Genomic DNA, 20910 nt, shown 5'->3' with positions numbered 1-20910 from the left:
TCCGGTGGGGGACGGACGCCGTTTCACTGTTTGACGTAACGGCCGAAAAAACGCAGGCTTCGAAACAAGAAGCCTGCGTTTTTTATGACTACGCCTCAAGGCGTTTGACGGTCTCAATATCATCAATTTGCGCCAATGTTTTTAACACGGCATCGTCAACAGGTTTGTCCAGCGAGAGGATCATCATCGCTTTTCCCCCTGCCTCTTGACGACCGACTTGCATCGTTGCGATGTTGACGTCGTGGGCTCCGAGAATGTTCCCGACTTTCCCGATCATCCCCGGACGGTCTTGATGCTGGATGTAAAGAAGATGGCCTTCCGGAGCGAAATCAATGGCGACGCCGTCGAAGTGGACGATGCGATCGCCGTAGTTCGGCACGTGCGTCCCTTTAATCGTGAACGTTTTGTTCTCGCCATGGACGGTAAGCGAAATGCAGTTCGCATACCCATGCGTTTCATCAGAAAATTTTTCGCCGTACGTAATGCCGCGCTCTTTGGCGACCATGGCGGCGTTTACCTCATTGACGGTGGAGGCGACGCGCGGTTGCAAGAAGCCCGCGAGCAAGCTGCGGGTGATATACGTCGTTTCCAAATCAGCGACTGTGCCGGCATAGGTGACGGACAGCTCTTGCACCGGGATGTTCATAAATTGCGACGCGATTAAGCCGAGCTTCCGTCCTAAATGATAGAATGATTGAATTTTTTCATAGACGTCTTTTGACAAGGCCGGCAAGTTAATCGACGACGTGACCGGCTGTCCTTCGACAAAGTGAAGCAACTCTTCAGCGACCTGCGTGGCAACGTTCAATTGCGCCTCAACGGTCGATGCCCCTAGGTGCGGCGTAGCGATGACATTGGAGAACGCCAAAAGCGGATGGTCGCCTGGCGGCTCTTGTTCAAAGACGTCAAGGGCGACGCCAGCGACGTGGCCGCTTTCTAAAAACGGAATGAGCGCCTGTTCATCGATGATGCCGCCGCGGGCGCAGTTGATCAGATAAACTCCTTTTTTCGTTTTTGCCAAGTTTTCCGTGCCAAGCAGCCCCCGCGTTTCTTTTGTCAGCGGTGTATGGACGGTGATGATGTCGGCGGAAGCAAGCACTTCATCGAGCGAATGGATGGAGACACCGAGTTTTTCCGCCCGCTCTTTCGTTAAAAACGGGTCATATACGTGCACGGTCATGCCAAACGCGCGCGCCCGTTTGGCGACTTCTGATCCGATGCGGCCAAAGCCAATTACGCCAAGCTTCTTGCCAAACAGTTCTTTGCCGACAAACGCTGAGCGATTCCATTCCCGCGATTTGACGGAAATGTGCGCCTGCGGGATATGGCGAACAAGCGCCGCCATCATCGCAAATGTGTGTTCAGCAGCGGAAATTGTATTGCCGTTTGGTGCGTTAATAACGACGATGCCGCGTTTTGTCGCCGCGTCGATATCAATGTTGTCAACACCGACACCGGCGCGACCGACAATTTTCAAGTTCGTCATTTTTTCCAATAGGTCTTCCGTCACTTTCGTCGCGCTGCGCACAAGCAAGGCGTCGAACGTATGTAATTCGTCTTCAACTTCGCCAACTTTTTTTTGCACAATGTCAATATGTGCTGATGTGCGCAATGGCGCCAAACCTTCTTCACTAATGGCGTCGGAAACGAGTACGCGAAACACGGCTAGTGCTCCTTTCTTTTTCGAAGATGTTAAATTTCTGATAATTTAACATACTAAAGCGGTGTCTGTCAATGGGGTTTGAAGAAGTTATACAAATGAAAACGATTTCTTGTTTGATAATGTTCGGTTTTAGAAAAAGAAAAACGCCCATATTAAAGAATATGGGCGAGATAGTTCGGAAATAGATACAATGTCCGTTCTGGTTAGTGTCTAGTGTCGATTATTGATTTTTTTCTCATTGTAGCGGGCGATGCATTCCTCGATCAATTTGGCAGCGGCTTCTGGACCTTCCCATGTGCCGATTTCTGTTCGTTTGCCTTGCAAGTCTTTATAGCGTTCAAAGAAGTGGGCGATTTCTTTCAGTTTATGCTGCGGCAAGTCTTCGATTGAGCGAACTTCATCAAACCGAGGATCCTCAACCGGTACGCCGATTAGTTTCGCATCTTCCTCGCCGCTGTCGATCATGTTTAAAAAGCCGATGACGCGCGTATCGATGACGCAGCCTGGGAATGTCGGATTCGTCGTAATGACTAAAATATCGAGCGGGTCGCCATCAAGCGCCAACGTATTTTGTAAGTAGCCATATTCGGCTGGATAAAACATCGGTGAGTACAAAACGCGGTCAAGTTTGAAAATGCCCCGTTCTTTGTCGAACTCATATTTGTTTTGGCTGCCAGTCGGAATTTCAATAAACGCTTCGACAACTTTATTTTCGAATGCCATAACCCGTTCCTCCTTGTTTTGCTCGTTATGTATGCATGAAAACTTGTCCGCCAATGGACGGCGGACAAGACAATCTTATTTTAGCATGTTCGCCCAGTATGCGCTACTTATGGAAGGGGATTTTTTCACGTCTTCACTAAAAAACCTCTTGCCGATCGGCAAGAGGGGGAATCTCAATCAAATTTATTCGGATCGCCGTCAAACGGTTCGTCAGCGACTTTGATTGATTCGGTCGGGCAGCCTTCAAACGCATCCATCATATCGTCAATTAAAATATCCGGCACTTCGACGATTCCTTGGTTGTCATCAAGGGTGACGTAGGCAATGCCGTCTTCGTCGTAATCGTAAATATCTGGAGCTGCTGCGCCACACGCTCCACAGGCAATACAGGTTTCTTTATCGACGATCGTGTACTTTGGCATAAAGATCTAACCTCCCCAAGTTTATTGGAAACGGACGTGCCATCTCCGTGTTGCCTGCTCGGAAATGAACTTTCACTTTTATAATAAGACCGTTTGCCATGCTTTTCAACTAAAAAATTGCTCTCCTGTATTTTTACACATATGCATGTCGTTTATTTTCGTTACCATATGGAAGGGGTGTCAAACTGAATATTTTTCGTGCCGACCAGACGGACGATTTTTGTTACAATAGAGGCGAGGGAGGAACAAGTGATGCGGCATGGTTATGCCTCGTTTCTGCTTGCGCACTGCTTGCGCCGCTTCAACGGCGAACGGACGCTGGCGGCGGTGTACCATTTATTTTCCGGAAAAAAGTCGGCTCAAACGTTGCAAGACAGCAAATGGTTTCAGCTTGAGCCGTTTTTCGGCACGTGGAAAGATGTGACGGTGGCCAAGCTTGAAGCGGCCGTACAGGAGCTGATCGAACAGCAGTTGGCCGCGCCGGGGGCGAACCGGACGTATAGGTTGACAGAAGCCGGAAAGCGATGGCTTGATACGCAAGAAAGCATGCTTCCCTGCCATTTGAACGGGTGGCGCTATCATGATATAGAACAGCTGTTTTGGCAGCGGCTCTCTCTCGTTGGCCAAACGTTATCCAACCTCGTTTACAGGCAGCGCTTTACACCGATTTGTCGCGATGAGCGAACGCTTCTATGGGTGAAGCAATATTTGCTCGCCAACGGCTCGCGCCAAACGCTCGCTGCCTCGCTCTACGAGGAGCTCATCCGGCTGCTTGAGGCCGTCTCTGAAGAGGAGGCGACAGTGTTCACGCTGCGGTTGACGAGCGCCGTGCGCATCGGCTGGACGGCGGAGCAAATCGCTGCCTATTTGGAAACAGATGTGCTCTATGTGCAGTTTCAATTTCGCAACGTTCTCCATTATATGATGGCGGAGGCCGAGGCCGGTCGCGCTCCGACGATGGCGGAGCTGATGGACGGACTCGTGCCGGTGCAGCTGACGCAATCGGCGCAAAAAACGTACGAATGGCTGCAGAAAGGAAAAACGATGGAAGAAATCGCACTCCTTCGCCGCCTAAAGCGCAGTACGATTGAGGATCATATTGTCGAAATTGCTGCCAATGTACCTAGTTTTTCGATCGCACCGTTTGTGACAGATGAGAAGGCGGCTTCGATTCAAGCGGCGGCGCGGGCGCTCGGGACGCGCAAGTTAAAGCACATCCGCGAGGCGCTCGGCGGCGCAGTCAGTTATTTTGAAATTCGTCTCGTTTTAGCAAAGGAAGTGGGACGTTGGATGAATTAATAAAAATCTTGCATGCGCAATTCGGACATGCCTCGTTCCGTCCGGGGCAGCGGGAAGTGGTTGAAGACGTGCTCGCCGGACGCGATGTGTTGGCGATGTTGCCGACTGGAAGCGGCAAGTCGCTTTGCTATCAGCTGCCGGCGTATTTGCTCCCCGGAAGCGTGCTTGTTGTTTCGCCGCTTGTCTCGCTCATGGAAGACCAAGTCGAACAGCTGCGCCGGCGAGGGGAAAAGCGGGTGATTGCTTTCCATAGCTTGCTCGATGCCGAAGAAAAATGGCAGGCGCTCGCCTCGCTGCCCGATTTTCGCTTCATTTACGCTTCGCCGGAAATGCTGCAATCGGCAAAATTTTTGACGGCGCTTGGGCGTACGCGCATTTCCTTATTTGTTGTCGATGAAGCGCATTGCATTTCTCAATGGGGCTATGATTTCCGCCCCGACTTTTTAAAACTAGGGACGGTCCGGCGCGCGCTCGGTTCGCCGCCGTGCTTGGCGCTGACGGCGACGGCGCCGCCGGAAGTGCGGGATGATATCGTCCGTACGCTCGGGATGGAGCGCGCCTGCCTCCATATTTATTCTGTCGACCGCCCCAACATCGCCTTAAAGGTTGAGTATTGCTTGTCGGCTGAGGAAAAAGCAGCGCGTTTAGTTGAATATGCGAGGCAGCTTGAAGGGCCAGGGATCGTTTACTTTTCGAGCCGTCAATGGGCGGAAGAAATGGCGCGCCGCCTTGAGCAGAGCGGAGCGGGGCGGGTGGCGTACTACCACGCCGGCATGGACGGAGAGCAGCGGCTGCTCGTGCAGCAGCAATTTTTATACGGTCAGCTCGATATCGTTTGTTGCACGAGTGCGTTTGGCATGGGCGTGAACAAAGAAAACGTTCGGTTTGTGCTCCATTTTCATATGCCGGCCCAGCTCGAGGCGTACGTCCAGGAAATTGGGCGCGCCGGGCGCGACGGGGCGCCGAGCTTGGCTGTGCTGTTTTACGCTGATGGCGATCGGGCCATCGCCCAAGCGGTGGCTGAAGCCGAGCTTCCCGACCCGCACGAGCTGCGTGAATGGTGTTGGCGGCTCCCGGACAACGTTGCTGTGGAGCAATGGAATGCTGCCATCGAAGCAAGCGGGTTTACGGAGATACAAAAACGGCTCTTGACGTACTTGTTAGAATGGGGACAAACAGCGCCGCCTGGTCGGCTCACGGCAGAGGTGAAGGAGCAACTGTACGAAAGAATGGCCGCGGCGATTGAAACGCGGCGGCGCTGGAAGCGAAAAAAGCTGCATGAAATGGACGACTGGGTGCACACATCTTCCTGCCGGCGCGCGATGATCGTTCGCGCGTTCGGGGAAGAGCTGACGGACAAGCCGGGTGACTGCTGCGACTGTTGTGGGCTGCGGCTCGATGCCTATATGCGTGACACCCGTCGCTTGGCTGCGGCGCCGATTCGCCATTGGCGTGAAGAGCTATGGCAAATGTTTTTCAGCAGGGGGCGGCAAGATGAGACGGCAAAGTGAACAAATCCGACATATGACAGACCGCGAAGTGCTTTTTCATCTTTATTTGACGCAAGCGTTGTTGCTTATCGTTGCCGGCGTCGTCTCATTCTTTTTGTTCGATTGGACCGAGTGGCGCCAGCTTTGGCGGTTTGATCTGAGCGATGTGCTGTTATACGGAGTAGGTGCGGCGGCGCTCGTGTTGACGGCTGACTTTTTGGCGATGCGTTATTTGCCGGAAGACTGGCATGATGACGGCGGAGTGAATGAAAAAATTTTTCGCAACCGCTCCATTCCCCATCTCTTTTTTTTATGTGTGCTGATTGCCGTTACCGAAGAGTGGCTGTTTCGCGGCATCGTGCAGACACATTGGGGGCTTTGGGTGGCGAGTGCGATCTTTGCCGTGCTGCATGTCCGTTATTTGGAAAAATGGTTTTTATTCTTCATGGTTATCCTTCTTAGCCTGTTTCTTGGCGTGCTGTATGAACGGACGGATAGTTTATGGGTGACAGTCATCGCTCATTTTTTAATTGATTTTGTGCTTGCTTTACATATTCGATTGAGTCGGGAGACGGAGGAGGAAGAGGAGTAAAGAGATGGAAGGGACATCGAAGCGTCTAGAGCGGAGAAAACGGTCGGCGGCGGATACGAATACGCCGTTATCACGCCTAAAAAGGCGGCGGCAAAAAGAAGAACAAAAGCGAAAATACATCCCAGTTCGCTTGCTGGCGCTTTTGTTTTTGGCGCTGCCAGCCACGGTGATGGCCATCTACCACGCCCGATCGGATTCCGGGACGGTTACAGTCGTCCGCCATGAGGAAAGCAGCAACCGGGAAAAGGTGCGCATCATTCAAGCCGACGACGTGAAGGCTGCCGAACAAACGCCGAAACGGGAGCGGTCAGCGGACGAAAAAGATGTGGATCAAACGAACAGCAAGACGGTCACCCATGTTGTCGCGGCGAACGAAACGCTATACAGCATTGCCATGAAATATTACGGCACGCCAAGCGCGATGGAACTCATCAAAAAAGAAAACGGCTTGTCAACTAACCGGCTTGAGCCAGGGCAAACGCTGCGCATTCCGCTTCATGAACAAAACTGAGTGCGGCCGACCCCGGCATGCAAACAATCGATGATCGGTGTTTTCTCCTTTGTTCTAATGTCGCTTGAAGCGGCATATGATGGACAATAGAAGAGGACAAGGGGGAGAGCACGATGGCCCATTTTCCGAGTGAATTTTCCCTCGATGAAGTAACAAAAGAAATGTTGCTTGCTGTCATTGAAAAGAAGAAAAAATGGGAGCGGCTCGAAAAGCGAACGACCATCTTGCAAGTTGCTTCATTTGTTGGCTTAGCTGCTTTCCTTCTTTATGTTATTGCCAATGTTTCGGCCGTTGCGACGTGGAGCGAGCGGCTTGCTTGGTTTTTTGCCGCACCTGTCCACATTTTCATCTTGCTTCTTTTATGCACGGTGTATTGGTTAGCTGTCTATTACAAAGGAAAAAGCGAAAAGGCGGAAGATGATTTTCACGCTCTCCGTTGCGAAATTATTCAAAAAAGTATCGATTTATGGAAAGACGAAGAGCAGTGGAACGGGCGCCACCGGTTGTTTGAGTGGCTGAAGCGGGAGTACGACATTAACCTGTATTATGAACACAGCTGAATGGGCGATTCCATCCAGCTGTGTTCAGTTTAGAAAAATTTTTTTTGGTTCCGTTCTTCTTTTAAAATTTCCACCGCTTCGCGGAATCGTTGTGAATGAATAATTTCCCGCTCGCGTAAAAAGCGGAGCCCATCGTTTAAGTCTGGGTCGTCACTCATATTAATAATCCATTGATACGTAGCGCGAGCCTTCTCTTCAGCAGCGATGTCTTCGTACAAGTCCGTGATTGGGTCGCCTTTCGCTTGAATGTACGTTGCCGTGAACGGAACGCCGGCAGCGTTATGGTAAAAGAGGGCGCGCTCATGGTCGACGTAATGAGGCTCAAGCCCGGCTTCTTTCAGTTGTTCCGGCGTCGCGTCTTTCGTTAGTTTGTACACCATGGTTGCGATCATTTCGAGATGGGCGAGCTCTTCTGTGCCGATGTCGTTTAGCAATCCGATCACTTTCGATGGCAATGTATAACGCTGGTTTAAGTAACGGAGTGCGGCAGCGAGCTCTCCGTCCGCCCCGCCGTACTGTTCGATCAAATATTTTGCCAGTCTCGGGTTGCACGTGCTGACGCGGACCGGGTATTGCAATTTTTTTTCATAAATCCACATCATCCATTCCTCCTTGCGCTCGTGATGTATCGGCTACACTTGCCAAGGCCACGGCGTGTCGTCCCAGTTCCACGGGTAGTTGGAATAGCTATGGCCAAACTGCTCAAGCGGCCCGTAGGCGGCTTCAAACTGTTTTTTCAACTGTCTCCGCTTTTGAGCGAGTTGGTTAAATTGTTGAATCGCTTGGTAGTCGGTTGGATGGGTGTCTAAATAAAGCGTGAGCTCAACGAGGGCAAAGTCGACCGCTTGCAGCTCCTCCAAACGCTCGTAATACTCCTTTGGCATTTGTTTCATGAGCCATCACCTTTTGTTTTTGTTTCGTAAGGGCTGTAATAAGGGTCGTAAAACACTTTCCAAAGCGTTCCTTTCATTAATGCTTCACGCAGAGGGAATTGCGGCAGGTTTGGAGGCTGGAATCCGATGTATAAGTTCGGCGCGGTGACGTACGTTTTGACGCGGATCGGCGGGCACGGATCAAACGGACTAATATACGGCTCATATTGTTTGCGCGTCGTAAACACAAAACCCCTCCTTTTTTGGTAAAGTTCAGTCTATATGTATGATAGAGCGACATCGTTCATGTCTGTTTGGCATGCTGAATCATAGGAATAAAACGAAGGAGGAAAAAATGGGTCGTCTATGGATGACAGCCATGGCCGCTGTTTTAGGCGCCTATTTGTTTTTTCGCTGGCTGCCGCCGCTTCAGCCGTTTTCCTTGGCTCAGTTTTTGACAGGATTTCTGTTTGTCCCGCTGCGGACATGGCTTGCACTTGCTTGTTTTTTCCTTGGTGTTGCCGCTAATGGAGCCCTCATCCGCATGGTGATCATCGGGAGCGTGCGCCTACTGTCCGGCCGGCGGTTTCGTGTTGGTGAATGGGTAGTGAGTATGGCGGCGCTTAGCCATTTTTATTGGGCGTTTCAGTTTCATTGGCAAACGGCGGCGCTTTTTTTCGTTTTTTCCTTCTTTTATGGTATGATGACGTTGAGAGAACGCCGGTTGAGCGAAGGTGACCGGCTTTAGCAGGAGGAAGTATGTTCATCGGGGGAGCGATCATTAGTTTTCTGTTTTTGTTTGGATATATGTGGAAAGAAGCGCACAGCAATCGGATTCGTCATGTGACGCTGTCGTTTCCTCATTTTCCCGACAATGGGCCTCCGCTTACGATTTTTTTTATTTCTGATATTCATCGGCGGAGCGTTTCGTGCCGCATGCTTGAGACGGTGAAAGGTAAAGCGGACCTCGTCGTGATTGGCGGCGATTTGGCTGAGAAAGGGGTGCCGGCTGCGCGCGTCCGTGAAAACGTACGTCGGCTGCAAACGGTCGCTCCTGTTTATTTTGTTTGGGGAAACAATGATGACGAAGTCGACTACGATCTTCAATCATTGCTCGAGGAAGAACGCGTCTATGTGCTCAAAAACAAAGCGGAAGTATGGGAGCACGGCGGTGTGCCGATCGCGCTCATCGGCGTCGGTGATGTCAGCCGTAAGGAGGCGGATATCGCTCGGGCGCTCGAACACGTCCCGCCTGAATCATTTCGCATTTTAGCCTGTCATAATCCGGCAATCATTGCTCGTCTCGAAGATGAGCAACATATTTCGCTCGTGTTGAGCGGCCATACACATGGTGGACAAATTCGGCTGTTTTCGTTTGGGTTGTATGAAAAAGGAGGGCTCAAATGGCACGGCAACACGGCGTTGTTCACGAGTAACGGCTACGGGACGACCGGGGTGCCGCTTCGCCTTGGGGCGCCGGCAGAAACCCATCTCATCAAAATTGTGCCTGGGAAACTGGCAACCGAGAAAAAATGCTTGTCTAAAACCGGGAAAACGATGTAAACTCATTAATAATAACAAACGAACCAATTGCGAGTTGCAACATACAATAACGGTAAGAGATGGCTCTGTAGGTAAGGAGGGGTTGCCGATGCGTCTTGAGCGCTTGACCCACAATAAAATAAAAATCTTTTTGACGTTTGACGATTTGCTGGACCGCGGATTGACAAAAGACGATTTGTGGAGAGACACGTTTAAAGTGCATCAGCTGTTCCGAGATATGATTGAGGAAGCAAGCGAAGAGCTCGGCTTCGAAGTGAACGGATCGATCGCGGTCGAAGTTTACTCTTTACCGGCACAGGGCATGGTCGTTATCGTTACGAATGAGGGCGACTACAACGACATCGAAGAAGAATTTGCGGACGATTACATTGAAATGCAAGTAACGCTCGATGAGAGCGATGACATATTTTACGAATTTCAAACGTTCGAAGATGTCATTCAGCTCGCCCATCGTTTGTGTGCGGTCGGCTGCCTCGACGGCACGCTCTATTCGTACCAGGGCCGCTTTTACTTGCATGTTGCCGAAGAACCACCGATTCCGCTCGACAATTTTGTCGCCTTGCTGGCCGAGTTCGGCAACCCGGCTACGATAACGATACACCGTGTGCAAGAATATGGGAAACGATTAATGGAACGCCGCGCCATTGAGCAACTCGTTCATTATTTCCGGGCTAACTAAGCACGACTAGACTCCTGTATATGGACAAGGAGTCTATTTTTTCGCAGGAAACAATGTTTGGAATGTTTGGTCCGTTTCAGCCTTTTTTCCTTTGCATCCGCCATCAGAAGGTGTATACTATGACATGGAGGGCGACAAACTATTATAGCGAGCTTATAGGAGGTTTACGTGATGGCAGCCGATAAGCATACGGAAGACAAAGAACAACAGTACGACGTGTTGGCGTCGACGCAAATTGTTATACATAGAGCATTGGAAAAGCTCGGCTACCCGGAAGAAGTATACGAGCTCCTGAAAGAGCCGATCCGCGTGCTGACCGTCCGCATTCCGGTGCGCATGGACGACGGATCGGTGAAAATTTTTACTGGCTATCGGGCACAGCATAACGATGCGGTCGGTCCGACAAAAGGTGGCGTGCGCTTCCATCCTAATGTCACTGAACGTGAGGTGAAAGCGCTGTCTATTTGGATGACCTTAAAATGCGGTATCGTCGATCTGCCGTATGGCGGCGGCAAAGGCGGTATCGTCTGTGATCCGCGCACGATGTCGTTCCGCGAGCTTGAACGGTTGAGCCGCGGCTATGTGCGCGCCATCAGCCAAATCGTTGGACCATCCAAAGACATTCCAGCACCTGATGTGTTTACGAACTCGCAAATTATGGCGTGGATGATGGATGAGTATAGCCGCATCCGTGAATTCGATTCGCCGGGCTTTATTACCGGAAAGCCACTCGTGCTCGGCGGTTCGCATGGTCGGGAAACAGCGACGGCCAAAGGGGTGACGATTTGTATCCGCGAGGCGGCGAAAAAACGCGGCTTGTCGCTCGAAGGAGCGCGTGTCGTCGTTCAAGGGTTTGGCAACGCCGGCAGCTATTTGGCGAAGTTTATGCATGACGCCGGTGCGAAAGTCGTTGGTATTTCCGACGTATACGGTGCGTTGTACGATCCGAACGGGCTTGATATCGACTATTTGCTCGAGCGGCGTGACAGCTTTGGCACGGTGACGAAGCTGTTTAAAAATACGATTTCCAATAAAGAACTGCTTGAACTCGATTGCGACATTTTAGTGCCGGCGGCTATCGAAAACCAAATTACGGCCGAAAATGCCCCACGCATTAAGGCGAGCATCGTCGTTGAGGCGGCGAACGGCCCGACGACGCTCGAGGCAACCGAAATTTTAACGCAACGCGGCATTTTGCTCGTCCCGGATGTGCTCGCAAGCGCTGGTGGCGTGACAGTGTCGTACTTTGAATGGGTGCAAAACAACCAAGGCTATTATTGGACGGAAGAAGAAGTCGAACAGCGGCTTGAGAAAGTGATGGTCAAGGCGTTTAATAATGTTTATGACATGGCGCAAACGCGCCGCGTTGATATGCGCCTTGCCGCATACATGGTCGGCGTCCGTAAAATGGCGGAAGCGTGCCGATTCCGCGGCTGGGTGTAAACGCGGCGAGCACAGACGTTTGCATGCTGGAGTGAAATCCCCTATCATAAGATAGGGGATTTTTTGCTTCGTGTGAGGTGACAAAAAACATGAGAGAAGAAAAAATTATCATCGTTGGCGGCGGACCATGCGGACTGGCGGCGGCGATCGCTTTGCAGGACGCTGGGTTTTCACCGCTTGTGATCGAAAAAGGGAATATCGTCCATGCGATTTACCGTTTTCCGACGCATCAAACGTTTTTCAGCACGAGTGACCGGTTGGAGATCGGCGGCGTGCCGTTTATTACGGAAAATCGAAAGCCGACGAGAAGCCAGGCGCTCGCGTATTACCGCGAAGTCGTCGTCCGTAAACAAGTGCGCGTCAACACGTTTGAAGAAGTGAAAACCGTCAAGCAGCAAGAAGACGGGACTTTTTTGGTCGAAACGACAAAAGGCAAGTATCGCGCTCAATACATTGTCGTTGCCACCGGGTATTACGACCATCCAAACTATATGAATGTACCGGGGGAAGAGTTGCCGAAAGTAATGCATTATTTTAAAGAAGCGCATCCGTACTTCAACACCGACTGCGTCGTTATTGGTGGGAAAAACTCGAGCGTCGATGCGGCGATGGAACTTGTGAAAGCTGGGGCGCGCGTCACGGTGCTGTATCGCGGCAGCGAGTATTCCAAAAGCATCAAACCGTGGATTTTGCCGGAGTTTGATGCATTGGTGCGCAAAGGCGTCATTCGCATGGAATTTCACGCTCACGTGAAAGAAATTACGGAAGATGCTGTGACTTACGAAGTAAACGGGGAAACGAAAACGATCAAAAACGATTTTGTGTTCGCCATGACTGGCTATCATCCCGACCATAGCTTTTTAACGAATATCGGCGTTCGCGTCGATCCGGAAAGCGGACGGCCGCACTATGACCCAGAAACGATGGAGACAAACGTGCCGGGGGTGTTTATCGCAGGGGTGATCGCCGCTGGTAATAATGCCAATGAAATTTTTATCGAAAACGGCCGTTTTCATGGCGATCACATCGCTGCCTGCATCGCCCAACGAGAGCAGGAAGCATCGGCTCGGAAGCCGCTGTAACAACACCATTTGAGTGCGGTAGAAATTAGGCGGGCATCATGTTTAAAATCGGAAAGCGAAGGTGACGGATGTGACGAAACGGAAAGTAGTGCTGCTGACGACTGGCGGCACGATCGCCAGCAAACGGAATGAACGCTCCGGCCGCTTGAATGCCGGGGCGTTAAGTGGCGAAGAGCTTGCCGCGATGTGCCATTTGCCGAAAGAGATCGAGGTCAAAGTCGAAAGCGTGTTCCAGTTGCCGAGCATGCATTTGACATTTGCGCATTGGCTTGAGCTAAAAAAACGGATTGAGGCGCATTTCGCCGATCCGTCCGTCGATGGTATCGTCGTCACCCACGGGACTGATGCGCTTGAGGAGACGGCGTACTTTCTTGATTTGACTGTGAATGACCCGCGAACGATCGTCGTCACCGGCTCGCAGCGGGCTCCGGCCGATTTGGGCAGCGATGTGTATATCAACATCCGCCATGCCATTTACGCTGCGTGCGCTGAGTCGCTGCGAGGAGCGGGAACAGTCGTCGTGTTCAATGAACGCATTTTTGCCGCCAAATACGTGAAAAAAGAACATGCTTCGAACATTCAAGGGTTTAACTCGTTTGGCTTCGGGTATTTAGGCATTATTGACAACGACGAAGTGCACGTGTACCAAAAACCGATCCGCCGTGAATATTACGAGCTCGTGCGCCCGCTTCCGCCCGTCGATATTGTGAAATGTTATTTGGAAGCAGACGGAAAATTTATTAAAGCAGCCCGCGAAAGCGGTGTGGCCGGCATCGTGCTTGAAGGGGTCGGTCGCGGGCAAGTGGCGCCGAACATGGTCGGTGAAATCGTCAAGGCTCTCGAAGCCGGCATCAAAGTCGTTGTGACGACGAGCGCTGAGGAAGGGGCGGTGTATACGACGTACGATTATTTAGGGAGCGCTTATGACTTGCATAAAAAAGGCGTGATTCTCGGCAGCGATTATGACGCAAAAAAAGCGCGCATCAAGCTCGCCGTCGCCCTCGCCTCCAACGCGGATATCGACAACTTGTTTGCCTATTAGGTGAAGTTGCCTAGTAAATTCTCTTTTTCACTCCCTAGTTTCGTGTTACGATAGAGGTAAAAAGACAGAGAAACGGGGATCGATATGTTTTCGCTCATTTCTGCCGGCGTCGCCCCTGGGGTGGCGCTGCTCAGTTATTTTTATTTAAAGGACGAGTATGAAGCTGAACCGTTGTCTTTTGTGTTGCGCATGTTTTTCTTCGGTGTTCTCCTTGTTTTTCCCATCATGTTTATTCAATACGTGTTGGTGGAAGAAAAAATCATTTCGTCGCCGGCGGCTGAAGCGTTTTTATCTGCGGCGTTGCTCGAAGAGTTTGTCAAATGGTTTATTATCTATTTTTTTGTGTATGACCACGACGAATTTGATGAGCCGTACGACGGCATTGTGTATAGTGCCAGCGTCTCATTAGGTTTTGCGACGTTAGAGAACATTTTATACTTGCTAGCCAACGGATTGGAGACAGCCGTCACCCGGGCACTGCTGCCGGTGTCAAGCCATGCGCTGTTTGCCGTCATTATGGGGTTTTATTTCGGCAAGGCGAAATTTGCTGGCCGAAAGCGCCGTTATTATTTATGGGCATCGTTTTTGCTGCCGTTTTTTCTTCATGGCATCTATGATTGGATTTTGTTGGCCGAGAAACAATGGGGTTATTACATGGGGCCGTTTATGCTTGCCTTATGGTGGGTGGCGCTGCGCAAAGTGAAGAAGGCAAAAGGGTACATCCGCTGTCAAGTGACGTCGTCGGCGCAAGGAGTCGTTCGCAAAGTAGAACTGCCTTAAAAAATGAAGATGGTTGCTATAGCAAGATGTTGGAACGTGAAAAGGGGCATCCGAAAGTCGAAAACACGGCTTTCCGGACGGCCCCTTCTTCTTTTTTCTGTATAAAGAGGAAAGACCGGAGGAAAATAAGGATAAAAACGGCGATGGTCGACGGGAGGTTTGCATATGGTAAGGAAACTCATTGTGTTCACCTTAATAGGCGTCTTAGTATGCCTGCATCCAGCAGGCGATGCTGCCGCCTTTTCCCCGCAAGTCATCCAGCGTGGAGCGGTCGGCGATGATGTCATTGAATTGCAGGCGCGACTGCAATATCTCGGTTTTTACAAGGGAAAAATTGACGGCGTGTTCGGTTGGGGCACGTATTGGGCGCTGCGCAACTTCCAACAAAAATACGGCCTGCCAGTCGACGGGTTGGCCGGTGCCGAGACGAAACGGAAGTTGGTGAAGGCCTCCAAATATTATGAGCAGTTTGTCAAAGAGCAAATTCGCCAAGGAAACGAATTTACCCATTACGGGGGCATCCCGCTCAGCCAGCAAGTGAAAAAGCGCGGCAGCGGGGGAAGAACGGCAAAAACGACGGCGTCGAACGTGCCGAAAGGGTTTTCGCAAAACGATATTCAGTTGATGGCGAACGCGGTTTATGGTGAAGCGCGCGGCGAGCCGTACATCGGCCAGGTAGCCGTCGCCGCCGTCATTTTAAACCGGCTCCAACACCCGTCGTTCCCGGATACGGTTGCTGGAGTCATTTTTCAACCGGGCGCGTTTACTGCGGTCGCTGACGGACAAATTTGGCTGACGCCAAACGAAACAGCAAGAAAGGCAGTGCTTGATGCCATTAACGGTTGGGACCCGAGCGGTGGCGCCATTTACTATTTCAACCCGGCAACCGCGACGAGCGCTTGGATTTGGAGTCGGCCGCAAATTAAACGGATCGGGCAGCATATTTTCTGCAAATAAAAGGAGGGAGACGGAATGGTGCGAAACCTATTGCTTGCGGTGCTCGTCGTTGCCGTCGTCGGCACCGGTTATTGGGGCTACCGCGAGCACTCGGAGAAAAACGCGATTTTAATCCACGCAGAAAACAATTACCAGCGTGCGTTCCACGATTTGGCCTACCAAATCGACTTGCTTCATGACAAGCTCGGCGCAACACTGGCGATGAACTCGCACGCATCATTGTCGCCGGCGCTTGCCGAAGTGTGGAAAATCGCAGCAGAAGCGCACTCAGACGTCGGTCAGCTGCCGCTGTCGCTCTTGCCGTTTAACAAGACGCAAGAGTTTTTATCACAAATCGGTGAGTTCAGCTACCGAACGGCGGTGCGCGATTTGGAAGAAGAGCCGTTGACCAAAGAAGAGTACAAGACGTTGCAGGCGCTGTACAAAAACGCGGGAACCATCCGTCAAGAGCTGCGCAATGTGCAACATTTAGTGCTTGAAAACAATTTGCGTTGGATGGATGTCGAGTTGGCGCTGGCCACGAATGACGAGAAAGGTGACAACATTATTATTGACGGTTTCAAAGCGGTCGAAAAAAATGTTGATACGTTCTCAAGCTCGTCCGAGTTTGGACCATCATTCATCGGCCTTGCTAATGAAGAAAAAGGGTTTGTTCGGGCGCAAGGACGTCCGATCACCAAAAACGAAGCGAAACGAATTGCCCGCGATTTTCTCGGCTTAAAAGGGACTGAGGAGATCAAGGTGACAGAGAGCGGCAAAGGAGCGGACGACCGCTTTTATAGCTTAACGATTCGCGATCCGAAAACAAAAGGCGACATTTATATGGACATTACGAAAAATGGCGGTTACCCGATTTGGGCGCTCAACAGCCGGCCGATCGGCAAGCCAAAGATCAGCTTGCATGAGGCGACGAATCGAGGAATGGCATTTTTAAAACGGCATCAATTTACCGGGTTTGAACTGTACGACAGCACGCAATACGATAATGTCGTCGTGCTTACGTTTGTCAAAAGTGAAAACGGTATCCGCATTTACCCGGAAGCAGTCCAAATGAAAGTGGCGCTCGATAACGGCCGAATTGTCGGCTTTACAGCGCGCGATTATTTGTCATCGTCGATCCCGCGTCCGCTGCCAAAACCGAAACTCACCGTCGAAGCGGTGAAGAAAAAGGTCAACCCGCAGTTAAAAGTGATGGAACAGCGCCAAGCAGTCATTATGAACGACTTGCAAAAACCCGTGCTTTGCTACGAGTTCTTAGGAACGCTTGGCGACGAGACGTACCAGCTGTTTATTAACGCGTCGACCGGTCTTGAAGAAAAAGTGGAAAAACTCGAAAGCGTAGAACCGAACTATGGATAAGAGGAAAGGAGGAAAGGCCAAAAACAGGGCTTTTCCTCCTTTTTGTTCCCGTCGACCCGAAGTGAAAGTTGTATGGTATAATAGTCATATGTAACGACGCGGGTCAGCGGCAAGTATTCGGTGATTCGACGGTTGGCCGAAAGGGGACAAAAGGCAAGATGATGATCAAGATTGGGGATCGGATCTGGCTTGAGCCGCTCGACGGTTCAACGCGGCAATACCAGAGTAAGATGCTCTCCGTCGCCGACGGGGTGATCCATATTAGTTATCCTGTCGATGAACAGAGCGGAAAAACGGTGTATTTGTTAAACGGCATGCAATTTAAGGCGAGTTTTATCGGCCGAGATGGGGCTTTGTACATGTTTGATACGGAAGTGAAAGGGGAAATGCGCGACCCGTCACCGATGGTTATTTTGACTTATCCGGGTGACAAATATGTCACGCGCATTCAGCGTCGCCGGTATGTGCGGGTGAAGGCAAAGGTCGATGCTGCCGTCCATCCGCTTAATGGTGAATTCGCCCCGTTTGTAACGATGACGATCGATATTAGCGCCGGCGGAGCCGCGCTCCTCATTCCGCCAACGCATGCTCCTCTTCTTCAACCAGGCAAGGCGGTTGAGCTTTGGCTTGTGCTGCCGATGCGCTCGGGTGAATACTATTATGTGAAAACGAAAGCTAAGCTCGTCCGCATAGTTACTGATGAGCACGGCATCGCAAAAATGTCGGTTGAGTTCACGGATCTTCTTCCCCAAGACCGTGTTCGACTCATTCGTTACAGCTTTGAGCAGCAGCTTGACGAAAAGAAAAGGGAAAAAGAAGAGAATAAATGAACGGGCTGGGTGGAATACTGCTAGAAAAAACGGAAGGCAGGATGTTTGTGCCATGAAGCGGATCGAGCAGCTGTTATGGAAGCTTGTTGTGATCCAAGCAATTTGTTTGTTGGTTGCTCAATGGCTCGTATTGTACACGCCGGCGGCGCTTTATATTGGCAAAATATACGAATATGAAGGGGTAGCTAAGCCGAAAAAAACGGAAACAATTGAAACGGCCGTCGACCGTTGACGGCAAATATGATACAATGAATATGAGAACATGCAGGGTTTTCCTGCATTTTTCTTTGTGCAGTCATTACATGATTCGATGAAGCAGGAGGAGTTATGGAACGACGAATTTGCATCGCGATCGATGGACCTGCGGCAGCAGGAAAAAGTACGGTCGCTAAACTCATTGCCAACCGCCTTTCCTATGTATATATCGATACCGGTGCGATGTACCGTGCGTTAACGTACCGGGCGCTTCAATGCGGTGTTGACATCCATGATGAACAGGCGCTGCTGTCATTGCTTGGTGATACATCGATTGAACTGAAGCCATCACCGCAAGGGCAACTCGTATTCGTGAACGGTGAAGACGTCACCGATATTATTCGCGGCGAGGCGGTGACGAATGCGGTGTCGTTTGTTGCGAAGCACCCGCTTGTGCGCGAGGAGATGGTTGCTCGCCAACGCGCCTTGGCCGAAGGGGGCGGTGTTGTTATGGACGGGCGCGATATCGGGACGAACGTACTGCCGAATGCTGAGGTGAAAATTTTCTTGAAAGCCTCGGTCGAGGAGCGTGCGCGGCGCCGGCATGAAGAAAATATCGCCCGCGGCTTTCCGTCTGATCTCGAAAAGCTAAAAGAAGAGATCGCTCACCGCGACCGGATCGACTCAGAGCGAGAAACAGCGCCGCTTCGCAAGGCGCCGGATGCGGTAGAAATTGATACGACGTCGCTGACGGTCGAGGAAGTGGCGGCGCGCATTATGGAAATTGTCAACGAAAGGATTGGATGAGGGTGGATTTTTATTCGTTGGCCAAAGGAGTGGTAAAAAGCATATTAACCCCTTTGTACCGCATTCAAGTTACCGGGGTTGAGCAATTTCCAAAAGAAGGAGCGGTGCTTCTGTGCGCCAACCATATCAGCAACTTAGATCCGCCGATCGTCGGCATTACAGCACCGCGGCCGATCCGGTTTATGGCGAAAGAAGAATTGTTTCGCACCCCAGTGGTGAAAACGCTCGTCAAAAGCTTGCACGCTTTTCCGGTTAAACGTGGCATGAGCGACCGTCAGGCGCTGCGCACAGGGATTGAGGTGCTGAAACAAGGAGAGGTGCTCGGCATTTTTCCTGAAGGAACGCGCAGCAAAGACGGGCGTCTGAAACGGGCGCTGCCTGGCGTCGGTTTTTTCGCCTTGCGCACCGATGCAGCTGTCGTCCCATGCGCGATCATCGGTCCGTATCGGCCGTTTGTGCCGCTCAAAGTCGTATACGGGGCGCCAATTGATATGGCGCCGCTTCGTGAGCGGAAGGCCAGTCCGGAAGAAGCGGCCGATTATATCATGGATCATATCCGCCAGCTGCTTGAACAACATCGATAAGCATTATAGTACATGTTGATTGAGAAAATATGGTATACTAACTAGAAAAGCGTCCTTATTTTTGCCGACAGCCGGCCGCGGCCTCGGCGCGAGGCGCGCTTTTGCAGGATGGTCAGTCGATGAAGGAGGGGTTTTACGATGACAGAAGAGATGAATGTACAAGTGAATGTGTATGGGGTGGACGATATTGTCCGCGGCAAAGTGGTAAAGCTCGAAGACAAACAAGTGCTTGTTGAGGTGGAAAACAGCAAACAAAGCGGCATCATTCCGATCAGCGAGCTGTCAAACTTGCATATCGAGAAACCGAGCGATGCTGTCGCGGTCGGCGATGAAGTGACGGCTAAAGTGAAAAAAGTGGAAGAAGGCAAAGATGGGGAAGAAGGGCTGCTCATTTTATCAAAGAAAGCTGTCGATGCCGAACGGGCGTGGGAGGAGCTTGAGCGCAAGTTCGCGAGCGGCGAAACGTTCGAAACGGTTGTGAAAGACATCGTTAAAGGTGGGCTTGTCGCCGACGTCGGTGTGCGTGGCTTTATCCCGGCCTCGCTTGTTGAACCATACTATGTCGAAGATTTTTCTGATTACAAAGGAAAAACGCTCACGGTCAAAGTCGTTGAACTCGACCGCGAGAAAAACCGCGTCATTTTATCGCATCGAGCGGTCGTTGAGGAAGAGCAAGAGCGGCAGCAAAAAGAACTGCTTTCCCGTCTTGAGGCGGGGCAAGTGCTGGATGGCGTCGTCCGCCGCATTGCCGATTTCGGCGTCTTTGTCGATGTCGGCGGGTTTGACGGACTCGTACATATTTCCCAGCTTTCTCATACGCGTGTCGCCCATCCGTCTGAGGTGGTGAAAGAAGGCGATGCGGTAAAAGTGAAGGTGTTGGCTGTCGACCCGGAACAAGGTCGTCTGTCGCTGTCGATCAAAGAAGCGTTGCCGGGTCCATGGGAAGGTATCAGCGAAAAAGTAAAACCGGGTGATGTCGTCACTGGGACTGTGAAGCGGCTCGCCTCATTCGGTGCGTTTGTGGAAATTTTCCCGGGTGTCGAAGGATTGGTTCACGTGTCGCAAATCGCCAACCGCCGCATCGGCTCACCGCATGAAGTCCTGAAGGAAGGCGATGAAGTGAAAGCGAAAGTGCTCGATGTCAACGAGGCTGAGCACCGCATTTCCTTAAGCATCCGCGCGCTGCTTGAAGAAGAAACAGCTGCGCCGGCGGAGGATTACAGCCAATATACGAAAGTGGCGGAAACGCGCGGCTTCCAGCTCGGCGAAGTCATCGGCGAACAGCTGAAAAAATTAAAATAATGAACCGTCAAGCAACCTCATCTTGATGGCATTTGCCATCAAGATGAGGTTTTTGTTTTATCTGTCGAACACGAATAAAGAGAGCACGCTTTTTGCCCTCTCAATCGAGAGATCTCTGCTTCCAAGCAAAAGGAAAGTGGAGGGGAAAGTGAATC

Annotated in this window: 24 protein-coding genes and 1 pseudogene; 19 read left to right on the top strand and 6 right to left on the bottom strand. The window is 51.2% G+C overall.

Annotated features, from left to right (window positions below):
• Nucleotides 1-88: 88 nt before the first annotated feature.
• From serA to IC804_RS03200, 3 genes are all read right to left on the bottom strand, one after another.
• Entirely contained in the window at nt 89-1663 is a 1575-nt protein-coding gene (gene serA / locus IC804_RS03210; RefSeq protein WP_029760991.1) for a phosphoglycerate dehydrogenase, read from the bottom strand.
• A gap of 210 nt (nt 1664-1873) precedes the next feature.
• The gene (locus IC804_RS03205; protein WP_008879662.1) at nt 1874-2386 is read right to left on the bottom strand and encodes an inorganic diphosphatase; all 513 of its coding nucleotides are present in this window, start codon (nt 2384-2386) and stop codon (nt 1874-1876) included.
• Nucleotides 2387-2559: 173 nt separating this feature from the next.
• A complete protein-coding gene (locus tag IC804_RS03200) occupies nt 2560-2808 on the bottom strand; it encodes a ferredoxin (protein ID WP_008879661.1) in 249 nt (82 codons plus the stop codon).
• A 252-nt stretch (nt 2809-3060) separates the two neighbouring features.
• Between IC804_RS03200 and IC804_RS03195 the strand changes: the two genes are divergently transcribed.
• From IC804_RS03195 to IC804_RS03175, 5 genes are all read left to right on the top strand, one after another.
• Nucleotides 3061-4107 (top strand): YpbB family protein, encoded by a 1047-nt coding sequence (locus tag IC804_RS03195; RefSeq protein WP_008879660.1) that lies wholly within the window; start codon nt 3061-3063, stop codon nt 4105-4107.
• A complete protein-coding gene (locus tag IC804_RS03190) occupies nt 4095-5618 on the top strand; it encodes a RecQ family ATP-dependent DNA helicase (protein WP_008879659.1) in 1524 nt (507 codons plus the stop codon). The genes IC804_RS03195 and IC804_RS03190 overlap by 13 nt, the downstream gene beginning before the upstream one ends.
• On the top strand, nt 5602-6189 hold the full coding sequence (locus IC804_RS03185; protein WP_008879658.1) for a CPBP family intramembrane glutamic endopeptidase: 588 nt from the start codon (nt 5602-5604) through the stop codon (nt 6187-6189). Before IC804_RS03190 ends, IC804_RS03185 begins: the two co-directional genes overlap by 17 nt.
• A gap of 4 nt (nt 6190-6193) precedes the next feature.
• On the top strand, nt 6194-6700 hold the full coding sequence (locus IC804_RS03180; RefSeq protein ID WP_011887709.1) for a LysM peptidoglycan-binding domain-containing protein: 507 nt from the start codon (nt 6194-6196) through the stop codon (nt 6698-6700).
• A 113-nt stretch (nt 6701-6813) separates the two neighbouring features.
• Entirely contained in the window at nt 6814-7260 is a 447-nt protein-coding gene (locus IC804_RS03175) for a YpbF family protein (RefSeq protein ID WP_008879656.1), read from the top strand.
• A 29-nt stretch (nt 7261-7289) separates the two neighbouring features.
• Here the strand turns inward: IC804_RS03175 and IC804_RS03170 are convergent, their stop codons facing one another.
• From IC804_RS03170 to IC804_RS03160, 3 genes are read right to left on the bottom strand one after another with little or no spacing between them, the layout of a single operon-like run.
• A complete protein-coding gene (locus tag IC804_RS03170) occupies nt 7290-7859 on the bottom strand; it encodes a manganese catalase family protein (RefSeq protein ID WP_029760988.1) in 570 nt (189 codons plus the stop codon).
• Between the two features lie 33 nt (nt 7860-7892).
• A complete protein-coding gene (locus IC804_RS03165; protein ID WP_008879653.1) occupies nt 7893-8153 on the bottom strand; it encodes a spore coat protein CotJB in 261 nt (86 codons plus the stop codon).
• Complete coding sequence (locus tag IC804_RS03160; RefSeq protein ID WP_008879652.1) at nt 8150-8380, bottom strand: spore coat associated protein CotJA; 231 nt, start codon at nt 8378-8380, stop codon at nt 8150-8152. Before IC804_RS03160 ends, IC804_RS03165 begins: the two co-directional genes overlap by 4 nt.
• 107 nt (nt 8381-8487) lie before the next feature.
• On the opposite strand from IC804_RS03160, the gene IC804_RS03155 reads away from it, so the two are divergent.
• From IC804_RS03155 to rpsA, 14 genes and pseudogenes are all read left to right on the top strand, one after another.
• On the top strand, nt 8488-8880 hold the full coding sequence (locus IC804_RS03155) for a hypothetical protein (RefSeq protein WP_008879651.1): 393 nt from the start codon (nt 8488-8490) through the stop codon (nt 8878-8880).
• Between the two features lie 11 nt (nt 8881-8891).
• Complete coding sequence (locus tag IC804_RS03150; RefSeq protein WP_008879650.1) at nt 8892-9695, top strand: metallophosphoesterase; 804 nt, start codon at nt 8892-8894, stop codon at nt 9693-9695.
• A gap of 88 nt (nt 9696-9783) precedes the next feature.
• On the top strand, nt 9784-10374 hold the full coding sequence (locus tag IC804_RS03145; protein ID WP_008879649.1) for a genetic competence negative regulator: 591 nt from the start codon (nt 9784-9786) through the stop codon (nt 10372-10374).
• 171 nt (nt 10375-10545) lie between these two features.
• Nucleotides 10546-11817: a Glu/Leu/Phe/Val family dehydrogenase gene (locus IC804_RS03140; RefSeq protein ID WP_008879648.1), complete on the top strand. Its 1272-nt coding sequence runs from the start codon at nt 10546-10548 to the stop codon at nt 11815-11817.
• A gap of 89 nt (nt 11818-11906) precedes the next feature.
• Nucleotides 11907-12899: a YpdA family putative bacillithiol disulfide reductase gene (locus tag IC804_RS03135; RefSeq protein WP_008879647.1), complete on the top strand. Its 993-nt coding sequence runs from the start codon at nt 11907-11909 to the stop codon at nt 12897-12899.
• 70 nt (nt 12900-12969) lie between these two features.
• Nucleotides 12970-13941, top strand: a complete 972-nt coding sequence (locus IC804_RS03130) for an asparaginase (protein WP_029760987.1) — start codon at nt 12970-12972, stop codon at nt 13939-13941.
• 84 nt (nt 13942-14025) lie between these two features.
• The gene (gene prsW / locus IC804_RS03125; protein ID WP_008879645.1) at nt 14026-14721 is read left to right on the top strand and encodes a glutamic-type intramembrane protease PrsW; all 696 of its coding nucleotides are present in this window, start codon (nt 14026-14028) and stop codon (nt 14719-14721) included.
• A gap of 165 nt (nt 14722-14886) precedes the next feature.
• Nucleotides 14887-15678, top strand: coding sequence for a spore cortex-lytic enzyme (gene sleB, locus IC804_RS03120; protein WP_011887704.1), 792 nt, complete (start codon nt 14887-14889; stop codon nt 15676-15678).
• 15 nt (nt 15679-15693) lie between these two features.
• Nucleotides 15694-17037, top strand: a complete 1344-nt coding sequence (gene ypeB / locus IC804_RS03115; protein ID WP_008879643.1) for a germination protein YpeB — start codon at nt 15694-15696, stop codon at nt 17035-17037.
• Between the two features lie 161 nt (nt 17038-17198).
• Nucleotides 17199-17867: a flagellar brake protein gene (locus IC804_RS03110; RefSeq protein WP_008879642.1), complete on the top strand. Its 669-nt coding sequence runs from the start codon at nt 17199-17201 to the stop codon at nt 17865-17867.
• Between the two features lie 52 nt (nt 17868-17919).
• Nucleotides 17920-18099 (top strand): YpfB family protein, encoded by a 180-nt coding sequence (locus tag IC804_RS03105; RefSeq protein WP_008879641.1) that lies wholly within the window; start codon nt 17920-17922, stop codon nt 18097-18099.
• Nucleotides 18100-18194: 95 nt separating this feature from the next.
• Entirely contained in the window at nt 18195-18869 is a 675-nt protein-coding gene (gene cmk, locus IC804_RS03100; RefSeq protein WP_008879640.1) for a (d)CMP kinase, read from the top strand.
• Nucleotides 18866-19243: pseudogene (locus tag IC804_RS19000) on the top strand (lysophospholipid acyltransferase family protein); the annotation flags it as partial. The gene cmk and the pseudogene IC804_RS19000, both read left to right, overlap by 4 nt.
• A gap of 348 nt (nt 19244-19591) precedes the next feature.
• On the top strand, nt 19592-20755 hold the full coding sequence (gene rpsA / locus IC804_RS03090) for a 30S ribosomal protein S1 (RefSeq protein ID WP_029760985.1): 1164 nt from the start codon (nt 19592-19594) through the stop codon (nt 20753-20755).
• The last annotated feature ends 155 nt before the right edge of the window (nt 20756-20910 follow it).

This window comes from Geobacillus sp. 47C-IIb, assembly GCF_014679705.1.
In the GTDB taxonomy this organism is placed as follows: domain Bacteria; phylum Bacillota; class Bacilli; order Bacillales; family Anoxybacillaceae; genus Geobacillus; species Geobacillus thermodenitrificans.
This window is presented reverse-complemented; position numbering and strand designations above follow the sequence as displayed.